The 19,279-nt window shown below is 71.1% G+C and carries 21 protein-coding genes; 11 read left to right on the top strand and 10 right to left on the bottom strand.

All coding sequences use genetic code 11. The annotated features are described in order from the left end of the window. Nucleotides 1-96 precede the first annotated feature (96 nt). The 3 genes from ACZ6K0_RS03575 to ACZ6K0_RS03565 form a co-directional block, all read right to left on the bottom strand. The gene (locus ACZ6K0_RS03575; RefSeq protein ID WP_469229558.1) at nt 97-918 is read right to left on the bottom strand and encodes a MerR family transcriptional regulator; all 822 of its coding nucleotides are present in this window, start codon (nt 916-918) and stop codon (nt 97-99) included. 69 nt (nt 919-987) lie between these two features. Beyond that, complete coding sequence (gene leuE, locus ACZ6K0_RS03570; RefSeq protein WP_376401664.1) at nt 988-1,644, bottom strand: leucine efflux protein LeuE; 657 nt, start codon at nt 1,642-1,644, stop codon at nt 988-990. A 73-nt stretch (nt 1,645-1,717) separates the two neighbouring features. After that, complete coding sequence (locus tag ACZ6K0_RS03565) at nt 1,718-3,298, bottom strand: acyl-CoA mutase large subunit family protein (protein ID WP_376401661.1); 1,581 nt, start codon at nt 3,296-3,298, stop codon at nt 1,718-1,720. A gap of 211 nt (nt 3,299-3,509) precedes the next feature. Here ACZ6K0_RS03565 and ACZ6K0_RS03560 point away from each other — a divergent pair, with 211 nt between their 5' ends. Next, a complete protein-coding gene (locus tag ACZ6K0_RS03560) occupies nt 3,510-4,373 on the top strand; it encodes a L,D-transpeptidase family protein (protein WP_469229556.1) in 864 nt (287 codons plus the stop codon). A gap of 123 nt (nt 4,374-4,496) precedes the next feature. Here ACZ6K0_RS03560 and ACZ6K0_RS03555 read toward each other — a convergent pair whose 3' ends face one another. Both ACZ6K0_RS03555 and ACZ6K0_RS03550 read right to left on the bottom strand, forming a co-directional pair. Beyond that, nucleotides 4,497-5,636 (bottom strand): hypothetical protein, encoded by a 1,140-nt coding sequence (locus ACZ6K0_RS03555; protein WP_469229554.1) that lies wholly within the window; start codon nt 5,634-5,636, stop codon nt 4,497-4,499. After that, entirely contained in the window at nt 5,636-6,316 is a 681-nt protein-coding gene (locus ACZ6K0_RS03550) for an RNA polymerase sigma factor (protein ID WP_376401653.1), read from the bottom strand. The genes ACZ6K0_RS03555 and ACZ6K0_RS03550 overlap by 1 nt, the downstream gene beginning before the upstream one ends. Before the next feature lie 409 nt (nt 6,317-6,725). Between ACZ6K0_RS03550 and ACZ6K0_RS03545 the strand changes: the two genes are divergently transcribed. Then, nucleotides 6,726-7,469, top strand: coding sequence for a Clp protease N-terminal domain-containing protein (locus tag ACZ6K0_RS03545; protein WP_469229552.1), 744 nt, complete (start codon nt 6,726-6,728; stop codon nt 7,467-7,469). Between the two features lie 83 nt (nt 7,470-7,552). On the opposite strand, the gene ACZ6K0_RS03540 is transcribed toward ACZ6K0_RS03545, so the two are convergent. The 3 genes from ACZ6K0_RS03540 to ACZ6K0_RS03530 form a co-directional block, all read right to left on the bottom strand. Beyond that, nucleotides 7,553-8,083, bottom strand: a complete 531-nt coding sequence (locus ACZ6K0_RS03540) for a hypothetical protein (RefSeq protein ID WP_376401647.1) — start codon at nt 8,081-8,083, stop codon at nt 7,553-7,555. A gap of 39 nt (nt 8,084-8,122) precedes the next feature. Continuing rightward, the gene (locus ACZ6K0_RS03535; RefSeq protein WP_469229549.1) at nt 8,123-8,782 is read right to left on the bottom strand and encodes a DUF4328 domain-containing protein; all 660 of its coding nucleotides are present in this window, start codon (nt 8,780-8,782) and stop codon (nt 8,123-8,125) included. A 115-nt stretch (nt 8,783-8,897) separates the two neighbouring features. After that, nucleotides 8,898-10,532 (bottom strand): beta-N-acetylhexosaminidase, encoded by a 1,635-nt coding sequence (locus ACZ6K0_RS03530; protein ID WP_469229547.1) that lies wholly within the window; start codon nt 10,530-10,532, stop codon nt 8,898-8,900. A gap of 137 nt (nt 10,533-10,669) precedes the next feature. Here ACZ6K0_RS03530 and ACZ6K0_RS03525 point away from each other — a divergent pair, with 137 nt between their 5' ends. The 6 genes from ACZ6K0_RS03525 to ACZ6K0_RS03500 all read left to right on the top strand — a co-directional run bounded on the left by ACZ6K0_RS03525 (nt 10,670) and on the right by ACZ6K0_RS03500 (nt 15,548). Continuing rightward, complete coding sequence (locus ACZ6K0_RS03525; protein WP_469229546.1) at nt 10,670-11,308, top strand: 2-oxo-4-hydroxy-4-carboxy-5-ureidoimidazoline decarboxylase; 639 nt, start codon at nt 10,670-10,672, stop codon at nt 11,306-11,308. Between the two features lie 192 nt (nt 11,309-11,500). Beyond that, nucleotides 11,501-11,881: a succinate dehydrogenase, cytochrome b556 subunit gene (sdhC, locus tag ACZ6K0_RS03520; protein ID WP_015035721.1), complete on the top strand. Its 381-nt coding sequence runs from the start codon at nt 11,501-11,503 to the stop codon at nt 11,879-11,881. Nucleotides 11,882-11,889: 8 nt separating this feature from the next. Continuing rightward, on the top strand, nt 11,890-12,369 hold the full coding sequence (locus ACZ6K0_RS03515; protein WP_141295397.1) for a succinate dehydrogenase hydrophobic membrane anchor subunit: 480 nt from the start codon (nt 11,890-11,892) through the stop codon (nt 12,367-12,369). Nucleotides 12,370-12,394: 25 nt separating this feature from the next. After that, on the top strand, nt 12,395-14,149 hold the full coding sequence (sdhA, locus tag ACZ6K0_RS03510) for a succinate dehydrogenase flavoprotein subunit (RefSeq protein WP_125744985.1): 1,755 nt from the start codon (nt 12,395-12,397) through the stop codon (nt 14,147-14,149). Then, nucleotides 14,149-14,907, top strand: a complete 759-nt coding sequence (locus ACZ6K0_RS03505; RefSeq protein WP_267045435.1) for a succinate dehydrogenase iron-sulfur subunit — start codon at nt 14,149-14,151, stop codon at nt 14,905-14,907. Before sdhA ends, ACZ6K0_RS03505 begins: the two co-directional genes overlap by 1 nt. 104 nt (nt 14,908-15,011) lie before the next feature. Then, nucleotides 15,012-15,548, top strand: a complete 537-nt coding sequence (locus tag ACZ6K0_RS03500; protein WP_469229543.1) for a hypothetical protein — start codon at nt 15,012-15,014, stop codon at nt 15,546-15,548. 22 nt (nt 15,549-15,570) lie between these two features. Here the strand turns inward: ACZ6K0_RS03500 and ACZ6K0_RS03495 are convergent, their stop codons facing one another. Beyond that, complete coding sequence (locus tag ACZ6K0_RS03495; protein WP_376401627.1) at nt 15,571-16,161, bottom strand: MarR family winged helix-turn-helix transcriptional regulator; 591 nt, start codon at nt 16,159-16,161, stop codon at nt 15,571-15,573. Nucleotides 16,162-16,248: 87 nt separating this feature from the next. Here ACZ6K0_RS03495 and ACZ6K0_RS03490 point away from each other — a divergent pair, with 87 nt between their 5' ends. Then, nucleotides 16,249-17,472, top strand: coding sequence for an MFS transporter (locus tag ACZ6K0_RS03490; RefSeq protein WP_376401624.1), 1,224 nt, complete (start codon nt 16,249-16,251; stop codon nt 17,470-17,472). A 19-nt stretch (nt 17,473-17,491) separates the two neighbouring features. Here the strand turns inward: ACZ6K0_RS03490 and ACZ6K0_RS03485 are convergent, their stop codons facing one another. Then, nucleotides 17,492-18,265, bottom strand: coding sequence for an alpha/beta fold hydrolase (locus tag ACZ6K0_RS03485; protein ID WP_376401621.1), 774 nt, complete (start codon nt 18,263-18,265; stop codon nt 17,492-17,494). A gap of 135 nt (nt 18,266-18,400) precedes the next feature. On the opposite strand from ACZ6K0_RS03485, the gene ACZ6K0_RS03480 reads away from it, so the two are divergent. After that, a complete protein-coding gene (locus ACZ6K0_RS03480) occupies nt 18,401-18,835 on the top strand; it encodes a hypothetical protein (protein ID WP_376401618.1) in 435 nt (144 codons plus the stop codon). Between the two features lie 10 nt (nt 18,836-18,845). Beyond that, on the top strand, nt 18,846-19,250 hold the full coding sequence (locus ACZ6K0_RS03475; RefSeq protein WP_376401615.1) for a thiol-disulfide oxidoreductase DCC family protein: 405 nt from the start codon (nt 18,846-18,848) through the stop codon (nt 19,248-19,250). Nucleotides 19,251-19,279: the final 29 nt, after the last annotated feature.

Here is a 19,279-nt window from a genome sequence, read left to right as displayed (position 1 = left end):
GAAGAGAGGAGGGGCCCGGGAACCCGTGCGGGGGTCCCGGGCCCCTCCCCCTCTTCACGTCAGGGTTCGCCTCGGGTTTCGCCTCAAGGGTTCGCCTCAGGCGCGGACGATCGCCTCCTGGATCTCCGTCACCCACTGCGAACGGTCCTCCGGGCACTCCAGGTACAGCTCGCGCGCGTAGTGCTGCGACGCGTAGCCGTTGGTCTCCATCCAGCGGGCCAGGGTCTGCGCGGTCGGCAGGATGTCGTCCATCGAGCCCCGGTGGACGATGGTCGCGGCCTCCTCGATGCCGGGCAGGACGTGCACCTCGACGCCCTCCACGACGGTCCCCTCGGGAACGGTCATGCCGGCGTGCACGAGGACGGAGCCGTCGCCCTTGCCCGCGTCCTCGTAGTACGCGATCCCCGGACCGAAGCCGGTGACGCCCGCGGCTTCGAGCCGACCGCACAGCTCGTCGTAGAGCGGCCCGATGGCGGGGCCGATGTCGTGCGGGCCGAAGCTCGCGGCGACCGTGCTCAGCTCGGCGATGCGCACGGCGGGGATCTTCTTGACGACGACGTCCTGAGTGGACATGCGTCCCTCCGTTTCAATGGCCCGGAGCCTCGCACCGACCTGGGTGAGCCGGGCCCGCGCCGCTTCCAGGGCCGCTTCCAGCTCGGCCTGGCGCAGACGCAGCATGCCCCGCAGCTCGTCCGCGTCGATCTGCTCGTCGAGGATCGCCCCCACCTGTTCGAGGGTGAAGCCGAGGTCCTTGAGCGCGATGACACGGTTGAGCCGGGCGAGCTGCTCCCCCGTGTAGAAGCGGTAGCCCGTGTGCGGGTCGACCCGGGCCGGGCGCAGCAGCCCGATGGCGTCGTAGTGACGCAGCATGCGGACCGACACCCGCCCGTGCCGGGCGAAGTCTCCGATAACAAACATGACGCCCCCTACGGAACGGCCTCACACGGTGTCAGGGTCAAGCAAAACCGGGGACAAGCGGCCTCAGGGTCAGGCGGCGCTGCTGAGCGACAGCTTCGCGGCGAAGCCGAGGAAGAGCGCACCCGCCGCCGAGGTCGCCCCGGCGGACAGCCGACGACGGCTCCGGAACGCGGCCGCCAGCCGCGTCCCGCCGAATATCAGCATCGTGAGATAGAGGAAGCTGCCGATCTGGAGCAGCGTGCCGAGCACCAGGAAGGACAGGGCCGGGTAGGCGTACGCGGGGTCCACGAACTGCACGAAGAACGAGATCAGGAAGAGGATCGCCTTCGGGTTGAACAGGCTGATGAGCAGCGCGCGGCGGTACGGACGCTCGGCCGGCGCGGGCACGGCCTGCTCCGGCTCCTCGTCCGCCGATCCGCCCTGGCCGCGCCACATCGACCAGGCGGACCGCAGCATCCCGTACGCCATCCAGGCCAGGTAGCCGGCGCCCGCGTACTTCACGACGGTGAAGAGGAGCGGCGTGGTCTGGAGGAGCGAGGCCGCGCCGAGCGCGGCCAGCGTCATCAGGACCGCGTCCCCGGTGAAGACTCCGGCGGCGGCCTTGTACCCGGTCCGCGTGCCCTTGCGGGCGGCAACGGACAGCACATACAGCGAGTTCGGCCCCGGCAGCAGGATGATGAGGACGAGCCCCACGAGATAGGTCGACAGATCGGTGACACCCAACATAAAGCGGAGTGTCGCACACGAGTACGACACTCCGCTGTGACCTGCGTGACCTGCGTCTACGCGGCCTGAAGGGCTAGAACGCGTCGGTGGGGACGTACGTGCCCCAGACTTCGCGGAGGGCGTTGCAGACCTCGCCGACGGTGGCGCGGGCCTTGAGGGCGTCCTTCATCGGGTAGAGGACGTTGTCCGTGCCCTCGGCCGCCTTCTTCAGCTCCACGAGGGCCGCGTCCACGGCCGCCTGGTCGCGCTCGGCGCGGAGCTTGGCGAGGCGTTCGGCCTGCTGGGCCTCGATCGCCGGGTCGACGCGGAGGGGTTCGTAGGGCTCCTCGACGTCGATCGTGTAGCGGTTGACGCCGACGACGACCCGCTCGCCGCTGTCGGTCTCCTGCGCGATCCGGTAGGCCGAGCGCTCGATCTCGCTCTTCTGGAAACCGCGCTCGATCGCCGCGACCGCGCCGCCCATGTCCTCGACCTTGGCCATCAGCTCAAGGGCCGCGGCCTCGACGTCGTCGGTCATCTTCTCGACGACGTACGAGCCCGCGAACGGGTCGACCGTGGCCGTCACGTCCGTCTCGTAGGCGAGGACCTGCTGCGTACGCAGAGCCAGACGGGCCGACTTGTCCGTCGGGAGCGCGATCGCCTCGTCGAAGGAGTTCGTGTGCAGGGACTGCGTGCCGCCGAGGACCGCCGCCAGGCCCTGGACGGCGACACGGACCAGGTTGACCTCGGGCTGCTGGGCGGTCAGCTGCACACCGGCGGTCTGGGTGTGGAAGCGGAGCATCAGCGACTTGGGGTTCTTCGCCCCGAACTCCTCCTTCATCACCCGCGCCCAGATCCGCCGGGCCGCACGGAACTTCGCGACCTCTTCGAGGATCGTCGTGCGCGCCACGAAGAAGAAGGAGAGGCGCGGGGCGAAGTCGTCGACGTCCATGCCGGCCGCGACCGCCGTGCGGACGTACTCGATGCCGTCCGCGAGGGTGAACGCGATCTCCTGCGCGGGCGACGCCCCGGCCTCGGCCATGTGGTAGCCGGAGATCGAGATGGTGTTCCACTTCGGGATCTCGGCCCGGCAGTACTTGAAGATGTCCGCGATCAGACGCAGCGACGGCTTCGGCGGGAAGATGTACGTCCCCCGCGCGATGTACTCCTTCAACACGTCGTTCTGGATCGTGCCCGTCAGCTTGTCCGCCGGAACACCCTGCTCCTCACCCACCAACTGGTACAGCAGGAGGAGAAGCGAACCGGGGGCGTTGATCGTCATCGACGTCGAGACCTTGTCCAGCGGGATGCCGTCGAACAGGACCCGCATGTCGTCGATCGAATCGATCGCGACACCCACCTTGCCGACCTCGCCCGAGGAGATCGCCGCATCGCTGTCGTGGCCCATCTGCGTCGGCAGGTCGAACGCCACCGACAGACCCATCGTGCCGTTCGCGATCAGCTGCTTGTAACGGGCGTTCGACTCGACCGCCGTACCGAAGCCCGCGTACTGCCGCATCGTCCAGGGACGGCCCGTGTACATCGACGGGTAGACGCCGCGCGTGAAGGGGTACGCACCCGGCTCGCCCAGCTTCCCGGCGGGATCCCACCCCTCCAGAGCCCCCGGCCCGTAGACCGGCTCGATCGGCAGCCCCGACTCCGACTCGCGCGCCATGTGTTGTGCCTTCCCGATAGACCTGCTGCTCAGCGGTACCGACCCTCGCGACGGACTGTAGCGGCGGGCGTGCGGCCGGTGGAGGGCAGCACGCTGGGACCTTCCTCACAGCTTGCCCGCACTTCTCTCCGATCTTCATACGCGCGTACGCAACCGCACGCGCGCGGAAAGCATCCCTACGTACACACACGACTCGCCTCGGGGGGCAACGATGAAGCGGACCACGTCCGTCATACGCAGAGCGGTACTGGCAGCAGCGGTGGTGGCGCTGGCCGTGGGCTGTACGCCCGAGGCGGCCGGCCCCGGAGGCGGCGGCGCGAGCCCGACGACGCAGGCGCCGAAGGCGACGACGTCCGCCCCCACCGATGCCCCGACCGCCACGCCGACGACCGACGACAAGCCGCCGTCCCCCTCCGCCACTCCCAGCACCGGGGCGCCGGCGTCCAAGGCCCTCATGGGCGACGGCGACGAGAGCGAGCAGGTCCGCGAGCTCCAGGCGCGGCTCCGTCAGCTCGGCCACTTCGACCGGGCTCCCACCGGTTTCTACGGGACGATGACGGCGGCCTCGGTCACGGCGTTCCAGAAGAAGCAGGGGCTGCCGGGCACGGGTTCGGTCGACGAGACGACCTGGCAGCGGCTGCTCACGGCCAGCCGGAAGCCGACCGCCGACGAGCTGAAGCCGTCGACCACGAACCAGCTGGACACCCCGGACGCGCGCTGCATGACCGGCCGGGTGCTGTGCATCAGCAAGGAGAGCCGGACCCTGGCCTGGATGATCGACGGCCGGGTCGTCTCGTCCATGGACGTCCGCTTCGGCTCGGAGAACACCCCGACCCGCGAGGGCACGTTCAGCGTGGGCTGGAAGGCCCGCAAGTGGACGTCGACGATCTACCACACGCCCATGCCGTACGCGATGTTCTTCAGCGGCGGCCAGGCGGTGCACTACTCGGCGGACTTCGCGGCCCGCGGCTACAACGGGGCCTCGCACGGCTGCGTCAACGTCCGGGACAAGGCGAAGCTCTCGGCCCTCTTCGACCAGGTGAAGCCCGGCGACAAGGTCGTCGTCCACTGGTAGCGGCGGGGAGAAGAAAGGGCGCGGGTGGGACCGGGGGAACGTGCCCCACCCGCGCCGGGTGCGCGGAGCCGTAGGTACGGGGGGAACCCCGGCTCACGCGCGGCCGATGACCAGTCGGCTCACTCAGTACTGCGCCGACGGCCCGGAAAGTGTCACACCTGGTGCGAGAAGGGCGCCGTTGCGGTTCCTGTCCGCGCCCTCTGAGCTGCGGTTCCGGCGCTCGGAGCCTTCGTTCCCACCGTCGTTCCCGCTGTCACTCCCGCCGGTCTGCCGACGGAAATCCTTCTTCCCGTCGTCCTTGCCGTCGGCCGTGCCGTCGCTCTTCCCGTCGCTCTTCCCGTCGTCCTTGCCGTCGTCCTTCGTGCCGTCGTCCTTCTTGCCGTCCTCCTGAGGATCGGCGGACGCGCCCGTGCCGCCGGAGCCGAGGATCCGGTCGCAGTACCGGCGGAGCGTCTCGCCGCTGCGCAGGGTGCTCGTGAGCTGCCGGTTACCGGCGGAGTCGAGCCGGCCGGCCCGGTAGTCCCGGCAGGCCTTGAGGGCCTTCTCCTTCGCCGTCGACCCGTCGGCGCTCTTGCCCCCGGCCGGGCGGGACGTCGTCCGGCCCGGGTCCGGGGTGCGCCGGGTGCCCGGCGGCATGGAGAGCGAAGGGGACCCGGACGCGGAGGGCGAGGCGGGGAAGGACGAGGTCCCGGGCGAGGGCGACGAGCCCGGTGAGTGTTCGCCGCCGCCCGGTGCCACCGAGGGGGCCTCGGGATCCTTCCGGATCCCGGGCGACTCCGAGACGACCGGCGCATCGGGACTCTCCCCCGCCGTGACGGAGGTCGCGGGCTCGGGGCCGACCATCGGCAGCATGCCCGTACCGGCGGCGACGGCGACCCCGCCGACCGTGACGGCGGCGACCGCGGCGGCCAGCCCGTACCGCAGGGAACGCCCCCAGCGGCGCGCGGGCGCGGCGACGGGGGCGAGGCGGACCCGGCCCAGGTCGGCACGCTCGGTGCGCCCGCCGCGGGCGGTGTGCTCGGCGTGGGCGGCGTGGGCAGCGCGTTCGGCCGTGGTCCTGCGGAAGGCGGCCATTGCCGCCGCCTCGCCGGGAAGCTCGGCCTGTCCGGCCCGGGCGATGGACGGCGTACGGGCCGCGTCGAGGGCCTCGGCGAGACGTCCCGCCTCGGTCCGTGCGGGATCGTCGAGGGCATCGACCGGCTCACCCCGGAGCAGCCGCTCCGCGGCCTCCTGGTCGAGCCACTGGTAGCGCTCGTCGGCCATCACATGTCCTTCTGCGTACGCGGACGTGAATGCGTCACACCGCCGGGACCCTTGGGCCCCGGCCCGCGCCCGCGTTGCGGAGGCACACCGTCCAGCGGAACGACGTCCCCACCGGTCCCGTCAGCCACTCCGTCCGCCCCGAGGAGTTCGGCGAGCTTCTTGAGACCCCGGTGCGCGGCGGTCCTTACGGCACCGGGGCGCTTCCCCAGGGTGTCGGCGGCGCTCTTGGCGTCCAGGCCGACGACGACGCGCAGGACGACGGCCTCGGCCTGGTCCTGCGGGAGTTGGGCGATCAAGTGCATGGTGCGGCCGGTGGCCAGGGCTTCCAGTGCCTCGTCCGCCGTGTCGGAGTCGGCGGGCTTGTCGGTGAGTTCGGTCTCGTCGGCTCCCACGGCGGGCCGCCGGCCGCGCATCCGGATGTGGTCGAGCGCGCGGTTGCGGGCGATCCGGGCAGCCCAGCCGCGGAAGCGGTCCGCGTCCCCGCTGAAGCGGTCGAGGTCGCGCGTGATCTGGAGCCAGGACTCCGAGGCGACATCCTCGGCGTCGCCCTCGCCGACCAGTGTGCGTATGTAGCCGACCAACCGAGGATGCACGGCGCGATACACAGTCCGGAACGCGTTCTCGTCCCCGTCCTGCGCAGCGAGCACCGCGGCCGTCAGCTCCGCGTCGTCCCCCAGCACTCCCCAAACCCTGTTCGTCGGTCGCGTCCTCGCGTCGTCGCGGCTGGTCACCACCGCCACGCCACCTCGCGCATCTGCACGCTACGTCGTGTCCCCGCGCCGCGTCCACGCGGTCCGGGGTCTTTGTACAACTTGCAACCTTCGAGATCGGGGCCGTGCTGCACGTGCGGGTGCACGTGCCGGTGTGACAGAAAGCGCACCACCGGCGCTGTATGGAGTACGGAGCCGTGCTGCGGCTCCGTGGATGACGACCGGGGCCTCTCCTGTGGGGGGTGGCGGCCCCGGTCGTCTCCCTTTTCCGCCCCTCCCCTCCCTCCGTGACATCGCCCGCCCTGGGCTGGGCACACTGCGCCCTTTTCACTGTCAACCGAAGGTTGACAGTGCAGGGGTGTCAACCTAGGGTTGCCTCATGACGAATCCAGCCGGAATGAACGTGCCCGTCCGTCTCGACGAGCTCATCGAAGCGATCAAGAAGGTCCACTCCGACGCCCTGGAGCAGCTCTCCGGCGCGGTCATCGCGGCGGACCACCTCGGCGACGTCGCCGACCACCTCATCGGCCACTTCGTGGACCAGGCCCGGCGCTCCGGCGCCTCCTGGACCGACATCGGCCGCAGCATGGGCGTCACCCGCCAGGCGGCCCAGAAGCGGTTCGTGGCGAAGGACCCCGACGCGTCCACGATGGACCCGAACGCAGGGTTCAGCCGCTTCACCCCGCGCGCCCGCAAGGTGGTCGTGGCCTCGCAGGAGGAGGCCCGGACGGCCGCCAACGCGGAGATCGTGCTCGGTCACCTCGTCCTCGGACTGCTCGCCGAGCCCGAGTCGCTCGCCATGCGGTGGCTGACCGGGCACGACGTGACGGCGGAGGCGGTACGCGACGCGGTGACCCCGACACTGCCGCCGCGGGCCGAGAAGATCCCGCCGCTGATCCCGTTCGACGCGGACTCGAAGAAGGTCCTGGAGCTGACGTTCCGCGAGGCCCTGCGCCTCGGCCACAACTACGTCGGCACCGAGCACATCCTGCTGGCGCTGCTGGAGCACGAGGACGGCGCGGGCGTGCTGACCGGCCTCGGCCTCGACAAGGCCACGGCGGAACGGGAGATCGCCGAGGCGATCGCCTCGGTGTCGATCCAGGAGCCGGAGCCGGAGGCCTGAGCCGACGTTCCGTACGAAGCGAGGTCCGTACGAAGCGAGGGGTGGCCGGCGCCGGCCACCCCCTCGTTGCTTTCCCTCGCGGCTCAGGCGGTCCGCGCCCGGCGCGAGACGACCGCGCGCAGCACCCGTCCGCCCTCGGTGGACAGCTCGCGGGCCCGGCGCAGACCGGTCGGTCCGTGCGCGGCGGCTTCCAGGACGGCCTGCTGGCGGCGGAGTTCGCCGGCGTGGAGCGGGCCGGTCTCGGTCGCGTCGTACAGGCGGTGGACGGCGAGCGCGACCGCCGAGCACCGCTCGGCCCAGGCCCGCAGGGGCTCATCGGCCCACTCTGCGGGGACTCCGTCGAGCATCGCGTGAACCATCGTCACGACCCCGCCGGCGTCCACGGCCTCGCCTCCCACGCCGTCCAGCTCGACCCGCGCCTTGCCGACAGCCTCGGCCCACGCTCCGCCGTCCCCGCGCGCCACCGCGGCCCACACGGGCCGGAGCACCTCGGCGCGCTCGGGTGCGAGCAGGGGCAGACACCGGTCCAGGCACGCGAGCCCGGCGGCCGCGAGGCCCCGCACGTCGGCGCGGTCGATCAGATCCTGCATGCTCGTGCTCGTCACGGACGTCATGGACGCCTCCTCGCCAGCGATTCGGACGCAGTACTTCCACTACTGCGCCGGGGCGCGACTTTTCGTCACTGCGGCCGGAATCATGCCAGTGGCCTTGGCGTGCTGCATAGAGGTCAGACGCCGCACGAAGAGGATCGCGAGGACGGCGGCGACGATGTCGAGGCCGTAGCCCGCGAGCGACCATACGGTCGCCGTGTCGTAGGCCTCGGGCGTCTCGGCCGCGTTGTACAGCTTGCTGGAGATCCAGTTCACCGTGTTGGCGGCCAGCAGGAACGTCCACCAGCTGTTGAGCAGCGCCAGCTCCCGCGTGCCGTCGGCGGCGTACGGCTCCCAGCGGCTCGCCCGCCAGATGTCGACGGCGACCGCCCGCGGGATCCAGAGGTTGCCGATCGGGATGAACCAGCCGCCGATGGCGTAGCCCGGCTTCCGGCCCTGCAGGTCACCGGCCCAGACCTCGGCGTTCCGCCGCAGCCGGTGGAACCAGATGATGAAGACGACCGCGGTGGCCACGTACACCAGGAACGAGATGCCGTAGGCCGCGTTGAGGTCGAGGGCCCCGAACCGGGTCGGGTCGGAGTAGTACAGGGATCCGTCCGCGAGACTGCGGACGTCGATCAGGCCGAGCAGGACGTCGAAGACGATGTTGCCGGCGAGCAGGGCCACCACGGCTCTCGCAAGGCCGTTCGGATCGCGGAGCATGAGCATCTGGTTCCCCCCAAGGAACGAAGGGCCCCTCCCCGGGGCCCGGCGGCGGCCGGGCGGCCGCCGCCGGGGGAACGTACGCGATCCGGACGGGACCCGTCCACGGTGATCCTCAGCGCACCTTCGCCGCCAATGCCCGGAACTGGTCCCAGGTCAGGGCCGGCTTCCGCTCGTCCCAGACCTTCTGGGCCAGGGCCGTCAGCGGCAGCCGGATCCCGTCGGCCACCTGTGCCTGCGTCTGCGAGCGGGACAGGTCGCACCAGACGGCGAAGCGGGCGCCGAGGATCTGGGGGTCGTAGCGGGCCGGCACCGGCGTGGTGCCCCGCAGGACCAGCGGTGTCCACTGCTCGTAGATGCGGCGGCCCGTGGGGTACGTGAAGTCGTTGGGCTGGCCGAGGACGTAGTAGAGGTACTCGTCGTTCAGGTTCATGACCTTGCGGCCCTCGGCCAGGTACTCGGCCGGCGGCCGGGCCCCGATCTCCTTGCCGGTCCAGTACTCGACCTCGATGCCCTGGTCGGCGTGGACGACCCCGCCCCGGAAGAAACCGTCGTTCCAGGCCTTCGCCACCTTGCCCGTGTCGCGCACCACCGCCGCGCGGTCGTTCAGCCAGCCCTCCGCGAGGTCCTGGACGCGCGCCTGGGGGCCGTACTTCTGGCGGGCCGCCGCGGCCAGCTGCGGATAGGAGGCCTCCGGGGAGCGGACGGTCAGCGCCTGGTACTCGTCGGCGCCGACGTGGAACCAGCCGCCGGGGAAGAGGTCGGCGTACTCGCGCAGCAGCTCGTCCACGAGCCGCGCCGAGGCGGGCTTGGAGATGTCGATCGCACCCTGGCGCGGGACGCCCTGGACATTGAGCAACCGCAGGTCGGGGTAGGCGCGCAGGACGGCGCCGAGGTGTCCGGGCGAGTCGATCTCGGGCACCACGGTGATGTGCAGGGACTCGGCGAGGGCGAGGATGCGGCGCACCTCGGCCTTGGTGAGGTGCTGGGCCGAGACGATCTCGGGGTGGGTGTCCGAGGCGATCCGGAAGCCCTGGTCGTCGGAGAAGTGCAGACCGAACTGGTTGAGCTTGAGGTCGGCCATCTCGCGGAGCCGGGCCTCGATCCACTCCGCGGTGAAGAACTTGCGGGCGATGTCCAGGTTCAGCCCGCGCTGGGGCTTCGCGGGGGCGTCGGTGACGGTGCCCTCGGGCATCGCGCCCGAGCCCTTCACCGACTGCTTGAGGGTGCGGGTCCCGTAGAAGACGCCCGCCTGGTCGGGGCCGGTGATCCTGACCCGGTCGTCGCGCGTGGTGAGCGTGTACGACTCGGGGGCGCCCTTGCCGCCGAGGGCCAGCTCGACGTCGCCCGCGCGGGCCGCGACGGCGCCCCGGTAGACGATCTTGAGCTCCCCCGCGAGCAGCCGCGCCTCGTCGGCGAGGCCCTCGCTGCCGGGGGCGACGACGATCCCGGCCGTGGGCGCGGGCTTCCAGCCGGGGCCGCGGGCGGCCTCGTGGTCGCGGACGGCGGGGACGGTCCGGGGCGCGGTGGAGAGGGGGTACGTCCGCGTCGGTGTCGGGGTGGGCGTCGGGGAGGGCGGCGCGCCGGTGGGCGCGGCGCTCGTGGACGTACCGCCGGAGCCGGGGGGTACGGAAGGGGACGGCGCTCCGGAGGGAGAGCCGCTCGAACAGGCCGCCACGGTGGCCAGTGCCACCGCGGTCGCCATCAGTGCGGGGCCCCGGCCGGGCACCCGTATGGAGTACCGCATCATTCGGAATCCTCCCGTACGGATGGCGCTCCGGCCAATCGGGGGAACGGAACCGGATGGTCCATCACATGTTCCGAAACTCTCCCTTCCGGGTGAAATTCGCGCATCCGTCGGACACTTCCCCCATCCCGTCGATAACGTTGAGTCACGTCCACCCCACCCGTCCCGGAGTACCGGAGCCCACGCTGACCAGCGACACCCACGCCCCCTGCCGGAAGCCGGGCTCCACGGACACGCCTGCCATACCCGCCCAGAACAAGGGCCTCTCCCCGCAGGCCCCGACCCACCCCTCGATCCACGGGCTCACGCGCTTCAACGCCGCCTCGCCCGCCGAGGCCGAGGCCCTGCTCCTCTCCTGCTGCCGCAGCGCCCGCTGGGCCGAACGGGTGGCCGCGCACCGCCCGTACCCGACGGTCGACGCCTTGCTCGCCGCCGCCGACGAGGCCGGTTACGACCTGTCCCGCGCCGATCTCGACGGGGCGCTGGCCGCCGAGTCCTCCGCTCCGCCGCACCCCGACGCCCCGCCGGCGGCGCGGACCGCGCTGCGGGCCGCCCACGCCGCGTACGAGAGCAGCTTCGGACACGCGTTCGTCATCAGCCTCGAAGGAGTGCGGCCCGGAGAGCGTCTCGACCAGGTATTGGCAGGCATTCGGTCACGTCTCGGCAACGAACCGGAGGAAGAGCGCGTGATCGCCGCCGACGAACTGAGGCGGCTCGCCCGCGCCCGGCTGGCCTTCCGGCTCGCCGAGGGGCTCACACGCCGACACTCCGGAGCGTGAATTCGACCGGAACAGGGCGATTTCGGCTTGTGGGATAGCCCGTCCGTGCCTGTTTGATCACACCGATGGACCCCGCGCGAGCGAACCGACAAGTCGTCGCTACGATGACCGGGGCCGGTGGACCGTACCCGGCCGGGTCAGACCGACAGAGAAGCCGGCCGACCCTGATCCCCGCTCCCGGAGGGTTTTTCCGTGCCGGCTGGAACGCTGTACCGCGGCCGGGAAGGAATGTGGAGCTGGGTGGCTCATCGAGTCACCGGCGTCCTCATCTTCTTCTTCCTGTTCGTACACGTGCTGGACACCGCTCTCGTCCGCGTCTCCCCCGAGGCGTACGACGAGGTCGTCGCGACCTACAAGACGCCGATCGTCGCTCTTCTGGAGTACGGCCTCGTCGCCGCCATCCTTTTCCACGCGCTGAACGGTCTCCGTGTCATCGCCGTGGACTTCTGGTCCAAGGGCCCGCGCTACCAGAAGCAGATGCTCTGGACCGTCGTGGGCATCTGGGTCGTGCTGATGGCGGGCTCGCTGTACCCCGTCCTCGGCCACGCCGCACGTGAACTGTTCGGGAGCTGACGCCAGATATGTCTGCTGACACCACCTCCTCCGCCGCCATCGGCCCCGTCGAGGGCGCCGTGTACGACGTGGACAACCCCGCGCCGTACATCGAGGCCCCGCGCAAGCGCACCGGCAAGACGCCGAAGGCGACCCGCGGCAACTTCGAGATGGCCGCGTGGCTCTTCATGCGCCTCTCCGGCGTGGTCCTCGTGGTCCTGGTCCTTGGCCACCTGCTGATCCAGCTCTTCCTCGACGGCGGCGTCTCCAAGATCGGCTTCGCCTTCGTGGCCGGCCGCTGGGCGTCCCCGTTCTGGCAGGTCTGGGACCTGCTGATGCTCTGGCTCGCCATGCTGCACGGCGCCAACGGCCTCCGTACGGTCATCAACGACTACGCGGAGCGGGCCAACACGCGCCTGTGGCTCAAGGGCCTGCTGTACACCGCCACGGTGTTCACCATCCTTCTGGGCACGCTGGTGATCTTCACCTTCGACCCGAACATCCGCTAGGCACGGGGCTGAGGTAATCCACGTCATGAAGATCCACAAGTACGACACCGTCATCGTCGGCGCCGGCGGCGCCGGCATGCGCGCCGCCATCGAGTCGACGAAGCGCAGCCGCACCGCCGTCCTGACGAAGCTCTACCCCACCCGCTCCCACACGGGCGCGGCGCAGGGCGGCATGGCCGCCGCGCTCGCCAACGTGGAGGAGGACAACTGGGAATGGCACACCTTCGACACGGTCAAGGGCGGTGACTACCTGGTCGACCAGGACGCCGCCGAGATCCTGGCGAAGGAGGCCATCGACGCCGTCCTCGACCTGGAGAAGATGGGCCTGCCGTTCAACCGGACCCCGAACGGCACCATCGACCAGCGCCGCTTCGGCGGTCACTCCCGCAACCACGGCGAGGCCCCGGTCCGCCGGTCCTGCTACGCCGCGGACCGCACCGGCCACATGATCCTCCAGACGCTGTACCAGAACTGCGTCAAGGAGGGTGTGGAGTTCTTCAACGAGTTCTACGTCCTGGACCAGCTCATCGTCGAGGTCGACGGTGTGAAGCACTCCGCGGGCGTCGTCGCCTACGAGCTTGCCACTGGCGAGATCCACATCTTCCAGGCCAAGGCCGTGATCTACGCGTCCGGCGGCACCGGCAAGTTCTTCAAGGTGACCTCCAACGCGCACACCCTGACCGGTGACGGCCAGGCCGCGTGCTACCGCCGCGGTCTGCCCCTGGAGGACATGGAGTTCTTCCAGTTCCACCCGACGGGCATCTGGCGCATGGGCATCCTGCTGACGGAGGGCGCCCGCGGTGAGGGCGGCATCCTCCGCAACAAGGACGGCGAGCGCTTCATGGAGAAGTACGCGCCGGTCATGAAGGACCTCGCGTCCCGTGACGTCGTCTCCCGCTCCATCTACACGGAGATCCGCGAGGGCCGCGGCTGCGGTCCCGAGGGCGACCACGTCTACCTGGACCTGACGCACCTCCCGCCGGAGCAGCTCGACGCCAAGCTCCCGGACATCACCGAGTTCGCCCGTACGTACCTCGGCATCGAGCCGTACACGGACCCGATCCCGATCCAGCCCACCGCGCACTACGCCATGGGCGGCATCCCGACCAACGTCGAGGGTGAGGTCCTCTCGGACAACACCACCGTCGTCCCGGGCCTGTACGCGGCCGGCGAGGTCGCCTGCGTGTCGGTGCACGGCGCCAACCGCCTCGGCACCAACTCGCTGCTCGACATCAACGTCTTCGGCAAGCGCTCCGGCATCGCCGCGGCCGAGTACTCCGCCAAGCACGACTACGTCGAGCTGCCGGAGAACCCGGAGTCCCTCGTCGTCGCGACGATCGAGAAGCTGCGCAACTCCACGGGTCACGAGCGCGTGGCGGACATCCGCCGCGAGCTGCAGGAGACCATGGACGCCAACGTCATGGTGTTCCGCACCGAGCAGACGATCAAGACGGCCGTCGAGAAGATCGCCGAGCTGCGCGAGCGCTACGAGAACGTGTCCATCCAGGACAAGGGCAAGCGCTTCAACACGGACCTCCTGGAGGCCATCGAGCTGGGCAACCTGCTCGAACTGGCCGAGGTCATGGCCGTCTCGGCCCTCGCGCGCAAGGAGTCCCGCGGCGGTCACTACCGCGAGGACTACCCGAACCGCGACGACGTCAACTTCATGCGCCACACCATGGCGTACCGCGAGGTCGGCGAGGACGGCTCCGAGACCGTCCGTCTCGACTACAAGCCGGTCGTCCAGACCCGCTACCAGCCGATGGAGCGTAAGTACTGATGGCTACCCCCGTACTGGACAAGGTCGAGGCGGAGTCCGCCGCCTCCCCGTACATCACGGTCACGATGCGGATCCGCCGCTTCAACCCCGAGATCTCGGACGCCTCGGTCTGGGAAGACTTCCAGATCGAGATCGACCCGAAGGAGCGCGTCCTCGACGCCCTCCACAAGATCAAGTGGGACGTCGACGGCACGCTGACCTTCCGCCGGTCGTGCGCGCACGGCATCTGCGGCTCGGACGCGATGCGGATCAACGGCAAGAACAGGCTCGCCTGCAAGACGCTGATCAAGGACCTCAACCCCGACAAGCCGATCACGGTCGAGGCCATCAAGGGCCTGACGGTGCTGAAGGACCTTGTCGTCGACATGGAGCCCTTCTTCCAGGCGTACCGGGACGTCATGCCGTTCCTGGTCACCAAGGGCAACGAGCCGACGCGCGAGCGCCTGCAGACCGCCGAGGACCGCGAGCGGTTCGACGACACCACCAAGTGCATCCTGTGCGCCGCGTGCACGTCGTCCTGCCCGGTCTTCTGGAACGACGGCCAGTACTTCGGTCCGGCCGCGATCGTCAACGCGCACCGCTTCATCTTCGACTCGCGTGACGAGGCGGGCGAGCAGCGCCTGGAGATCCTGAACGACAAGGACGGCGTGTGGCGTTGCCGCACGACCTTCAACTGCACCGACGCGTGCCCCCGTGGCATCGAGGTCACGAAGGCGATCCAGGAAGTCAAGCGTGCGCTGATCACGCGCCGCTTCTGACATCCCGTCGGCCGGGCATTCGGCCGTGAAGCCCGCTTCTGTACGCTGCGCGTGCAGGAGCGGGCTTTTGCCGTTGCGGACAGCGTGATCGAGAGCGGGGACTGATGAGCGAGCCGAACCCTTACGCGGACGGGGAGTACCAGTGGGGGCCCGGCCAGGGCGCCGGGACGCCGGGGTACGGCTACCCGCAGGACGCGACGCCGGGACCGGGGCCGGGGCCGGGGCCGTACCAGGCGCCTGCCTACCAGCCGACGCTGCCGGGCGGGGTGGTCGTGCCGCCGCAGTACCCGACGGGCGGGGCACCGGCCTTCGCCCTCGGGGACATCAGCGTGGTCGGCGACCAGATCCTCACCCCGTCCGGTCCGATGCCGCTCCGGGGCGCGGTGTGGAACGCGATGGACCTGTCGCGGACCGAGGAGAAGATCTCGACGGTCGGCATCGTGCTGGCCTGTCTCTTCGTCGCGGCCTGCGGCCTGGGGCTGCTGTTCCTGCTGATGAAGGAGCAGACGACGTCGGGCTTCGTCCAGATCACGGTGAACAGCGGGGGCAAGCACCACTCCACGATGATCCCGGCGGTGCGTCCGGACACCATCCACTGGGTGATGTCGCAGCTGAACTACGCGCGCTCGCTGAGCGTCTGATCCGTCCTCCCCGGGGACGCGGTCAGTCCCAGTGGCGGGTGTGCTCCGCGCTCTCCGCCTCGACCATGATCCGGCGCAGCAGGTCGTTGAGCCGGTTCCGCTCCTCGGCGGAGAGCACGCCGAGGAGGCGGTACTCCTCGTGGCCGAGGACGTCCATCGCGCCGAGCCAGGTCTGGTGGCCGGATTCGGTGAGTTCGACGACGACCCGGCGCCGGTCGGTCGTGGACTGCGTACGGCGGACGAATCCGCGCTTCTCCAGGGCGTCGAGGCGGCCGGAGACGGAGGCGGGGGCGAGGTCGAGGTCCTGGGCGAGCTCGGAGGGGGCGGCGCTGCCGCCGCGGCCGGCGAGCTTGTGGAGGGTGTCGAACTCGTGGCGCTCCAGGTCGAAGTCGACGAGGGACTGCTCCCTGACCCGGCGGAGGTGGACGGAGAGCTTCTTCATGCGGGTGACGGCGCCCTCGACGACGGGGTCGAGGCCGGGCAGGACGGGCTGCCAGCGGGCGACGTGCCCGTCGGTCCAGTCCTGCGGTTCGCGCGGCTCGTGGGGTTCGCCGGGGTCTCCGGGTTCACCGGGTTCGCCCTGGGGGGCACGCGGTTCGTCGGGGAGCGCCATGAAGTGATCGTACGTCGGCGGACGGTCCCCCTCCCGGGGAAAGTATTTCGTTGACGAATTATTCGGTACCGAAATACTCTGCGGTACATGCCTGTCGCCCCCGTGCGCGCCGACGCGCCCGCCTCCGTCCCCCACCCCCTGCGCACCCGCTCCTTCCGCCTCCTCTTCACCGGCCGCGCGCTCTCCCTCCTGGGCGACGCCGCGATCCCCGCCGCCCTCGCGCTCGCCGTCCTGGAGGCCACCGGCTCCACCTCGGCGCTCGCCCTGGTCCTCGGCTGCGCGATGGTCCCCAAGCTGCTCCTGCTGCCGCTGGGCGGGGTCGTCGGCGACCGCTTCGACGCCCGTACCGTCGCCCTCGTCACCGACGTCGTACGCTGCGCCACCCAGCTCCTCGTCGGCATCCAGCTGCTCGGCGGCGCCCCGAGCCTCGCCGTCCTCGCGGTCGCCGAGGCGCTCGGCGGGGCCGCCGGGGCCTTCGCGATGCCGACCGTCTCGCCGCTCGTGAAGGGGACCGTGGCGCCCGAGGCGCTGCAGCGCGCCAACGCGGCGACGGGGGTCGCCAAGAGCGCCTCCCGGCTCGCCGGACCGGCGCTCGCGGGCTCCCTCGTGCTGACCGTGGGGGCGGGCTGGGCGTTCGTCCTCGACGCGGCCACCTTCGCCGTCAGCGCCCTGCTCCTGACGGCCGTACGGGTCGAAAGGGTGCGGATCCCGCGCCGCTCGCTCCGCGCCGACCTGGCGGAGGGCTGGCAGGAGGTCCGCTCCCGGGACTGGTACTGGACCAGCCTGGTCGGCCACAGCGCCTGGAACGGCGCCGCGGCCGTCCTGATGACCCTCGGGCCCGCCGTCGCCGTGCACCGGCTCGGCGGCGAGGCCACCTGGGTCGTCCTGCTCCAGGTCGGTGCCGTCGGCTTCCTCCTCGGGGCGCTGCTCGCCGACCGGGCCCGCCCCCGGCGCCCGGTCCTGACGGCGAACCTCGGGCTCGCCACGTACGCCCTGCCGCTGATTCTGCTCGCCGTGGCCGCGCCCGCGCCGCTGACGATCGCGGCCTACGGGCTCGCGCAGGCGGGGCTCGGCTTCCTCTCCCCCGTGTGGGACACCGCCGTCCAGCGGGCGATCCCCGATCACGCGCTCGCCCGGGTCACCTCGTACGACTGGCTGCTCTCGCTGGCCGCGATGCCGCTGGGCTACGCCCTGGCGCCGCTCGCCGCCTCCGCCTGGGGCCCCGAGGTGCCGCTGATCGCCGCCGCGGTCGTGGTGGGCGGCTGCTGCCTCGGCACGGCGCTCGTCCCGGGGGTGCGCCGCTTCCGCTGAACTTCCGTCGACCCTTCCGTCACGGCCGCCCGGGGAGCTCCGCCAGGAAGGCGGTGAGCACCCGGGCGGTCTCGTCCGGGCGCTCCAGGGCGGGGAGGTGTCCGGCCCAGTCGAGGTCGAGCCGGCGGGCGGCGGGCAGGAGGCGGGTGAGGTCGTCGGCGACGGCCCGGAAGTCGGGCAGGTCGTGGGCGCCGACGGCGACGAGGGCGGGGGCCTCGATCCGGGCGAGGTCGTCCCGGGTGACCTCGGGGCGGATCGGGGAGAACGCGTCGGGGGCGGCGAGCTGGACGTCGAAGGCGCGGCGCTGCATCTCCCGTACGAGGGCGCGGGCGGCGGCGTCGGCCTCGGGGCCGAGCCAGGTGGCGACGTTGAGCTCGACGGCGGCGTCGAGGTGTCCGGCTTCGAGCAGCGCGTCCTCGCGGTCGCCCCAGGCCCGCAGCTCCTCGCTCGGCTCCATGCAGGGGCTGGCGGAGCCGAGCAGGGCGAGGGCGGTGACGCGGCCGGGGTGGCGGACGGCGAGCTCCAGCGCGACTTGGCCGCCGAAGGAGGAGCCGACGACGGCGGCGCGGTCGACGCCGAGGTGGTCGAGGAGGTCCCGGACGTCGTCGGCGTGGGTGTGCGGGGCGTCGACGGGGGTCTCGCCGAAGCCGCGGAGGTCGCAGCGGACGACACGGTGGCCCGCCTCGGCGAGTACGGGGAACTGCCCGTCCCACATCCGGCGGTCGCAGACCCCGGAGTGCAGCAGGACGACGGTCGAGGGGCCGTGGCCGGCCAGGTCATGAGAGAGCGTCACCCGCCGACCCTAGGCGGGGCGGATGCGGACGGCCACCGATTTGAACAGCCACCACGAAGCGACTTGAACACGTTCAAGAGGAGGTCTACAGTCATGCCCAACAGCCTTTTGAACGCGTTCAAGGGAGGGTGGGGCATGGACCTCACTGTCGTCGCGTACATCGTCTACCTGCTGATCAGCGTGGCGCTGACCGTCTGGGTCGCCCGCACGCTCAGCCGCAACGGAAGGATCTTCCTCGCCGACGTCCTGCACGGGAACGAGAAGCTCGCGGACGCCGTCAACCACCTCCTCGTGGTCGGCTTCTACCTCGTGAACTTCGGCTTCGTCGCCCTCTACCTGAGCCAGGAAGCGGCCGTCCTCGACGCCCGGGCGCTCTTCGAGGCCCTCTCCGTCAAGCTCGGAGTCGTCCTGCTCGTCCTCGGCGTGATGCACCTCGGCAACGTCTACGTCCTCAACAAGATCCGCCGCCGGGGCGTGATGGAGCGCGAACAGGTGCCGCCGGTCCCCCCGCAGGGCTGGACCGCGGCCCCCAAGGCCGGCCCCTGGGCCCCGCCCGCCCCCCAGGGCTGAGGGCAAGGCCGTGCCGACCCCCGTGGGACGTCTGACCGTGCTGTACGACGCCGACTGCCCGCTCTGCGTGCACCTCAGGCACTGGCTGCTGCGCCAGCGGCAGCTCGTCCCGCTGGATCTCGTACCGGCCGGATCGCACGAGGCCAGGCGCCGCTTCCCCGACCTCGACCACGCCGCCACCCTGCGGGAGATCACCGTGGTCGGGGACCGGGGGCAGGTCTACCGGGAGACCGGTGCCTGGATCGTCTGCCTCTGGGCCCTCGCCGACCACCGCGCGAAGGCCCACTGGCTGGCCACCCCCGCCGGGCAGCCCTTCGCCCGGGTGACCGTCCTGGCCGCCGCGAAGTGGCGGGAGGCCCTCAAGGGGCCGGACTGCGAGGACGGGCGCTGCGAGGTGCCGGGTTCGCCCGGCTAGGCTCGGGCGCGTGAAGGACGTGAAGGAAG

The sequence above is a fragment of the Streptomyces sp. NPDC042346 genome, assembly GCF_055581845.1.
Note: the sequence above shows the minus strand (reverse complement) of the source record. Positions and strands in the feature narration are given on the sequence as shown.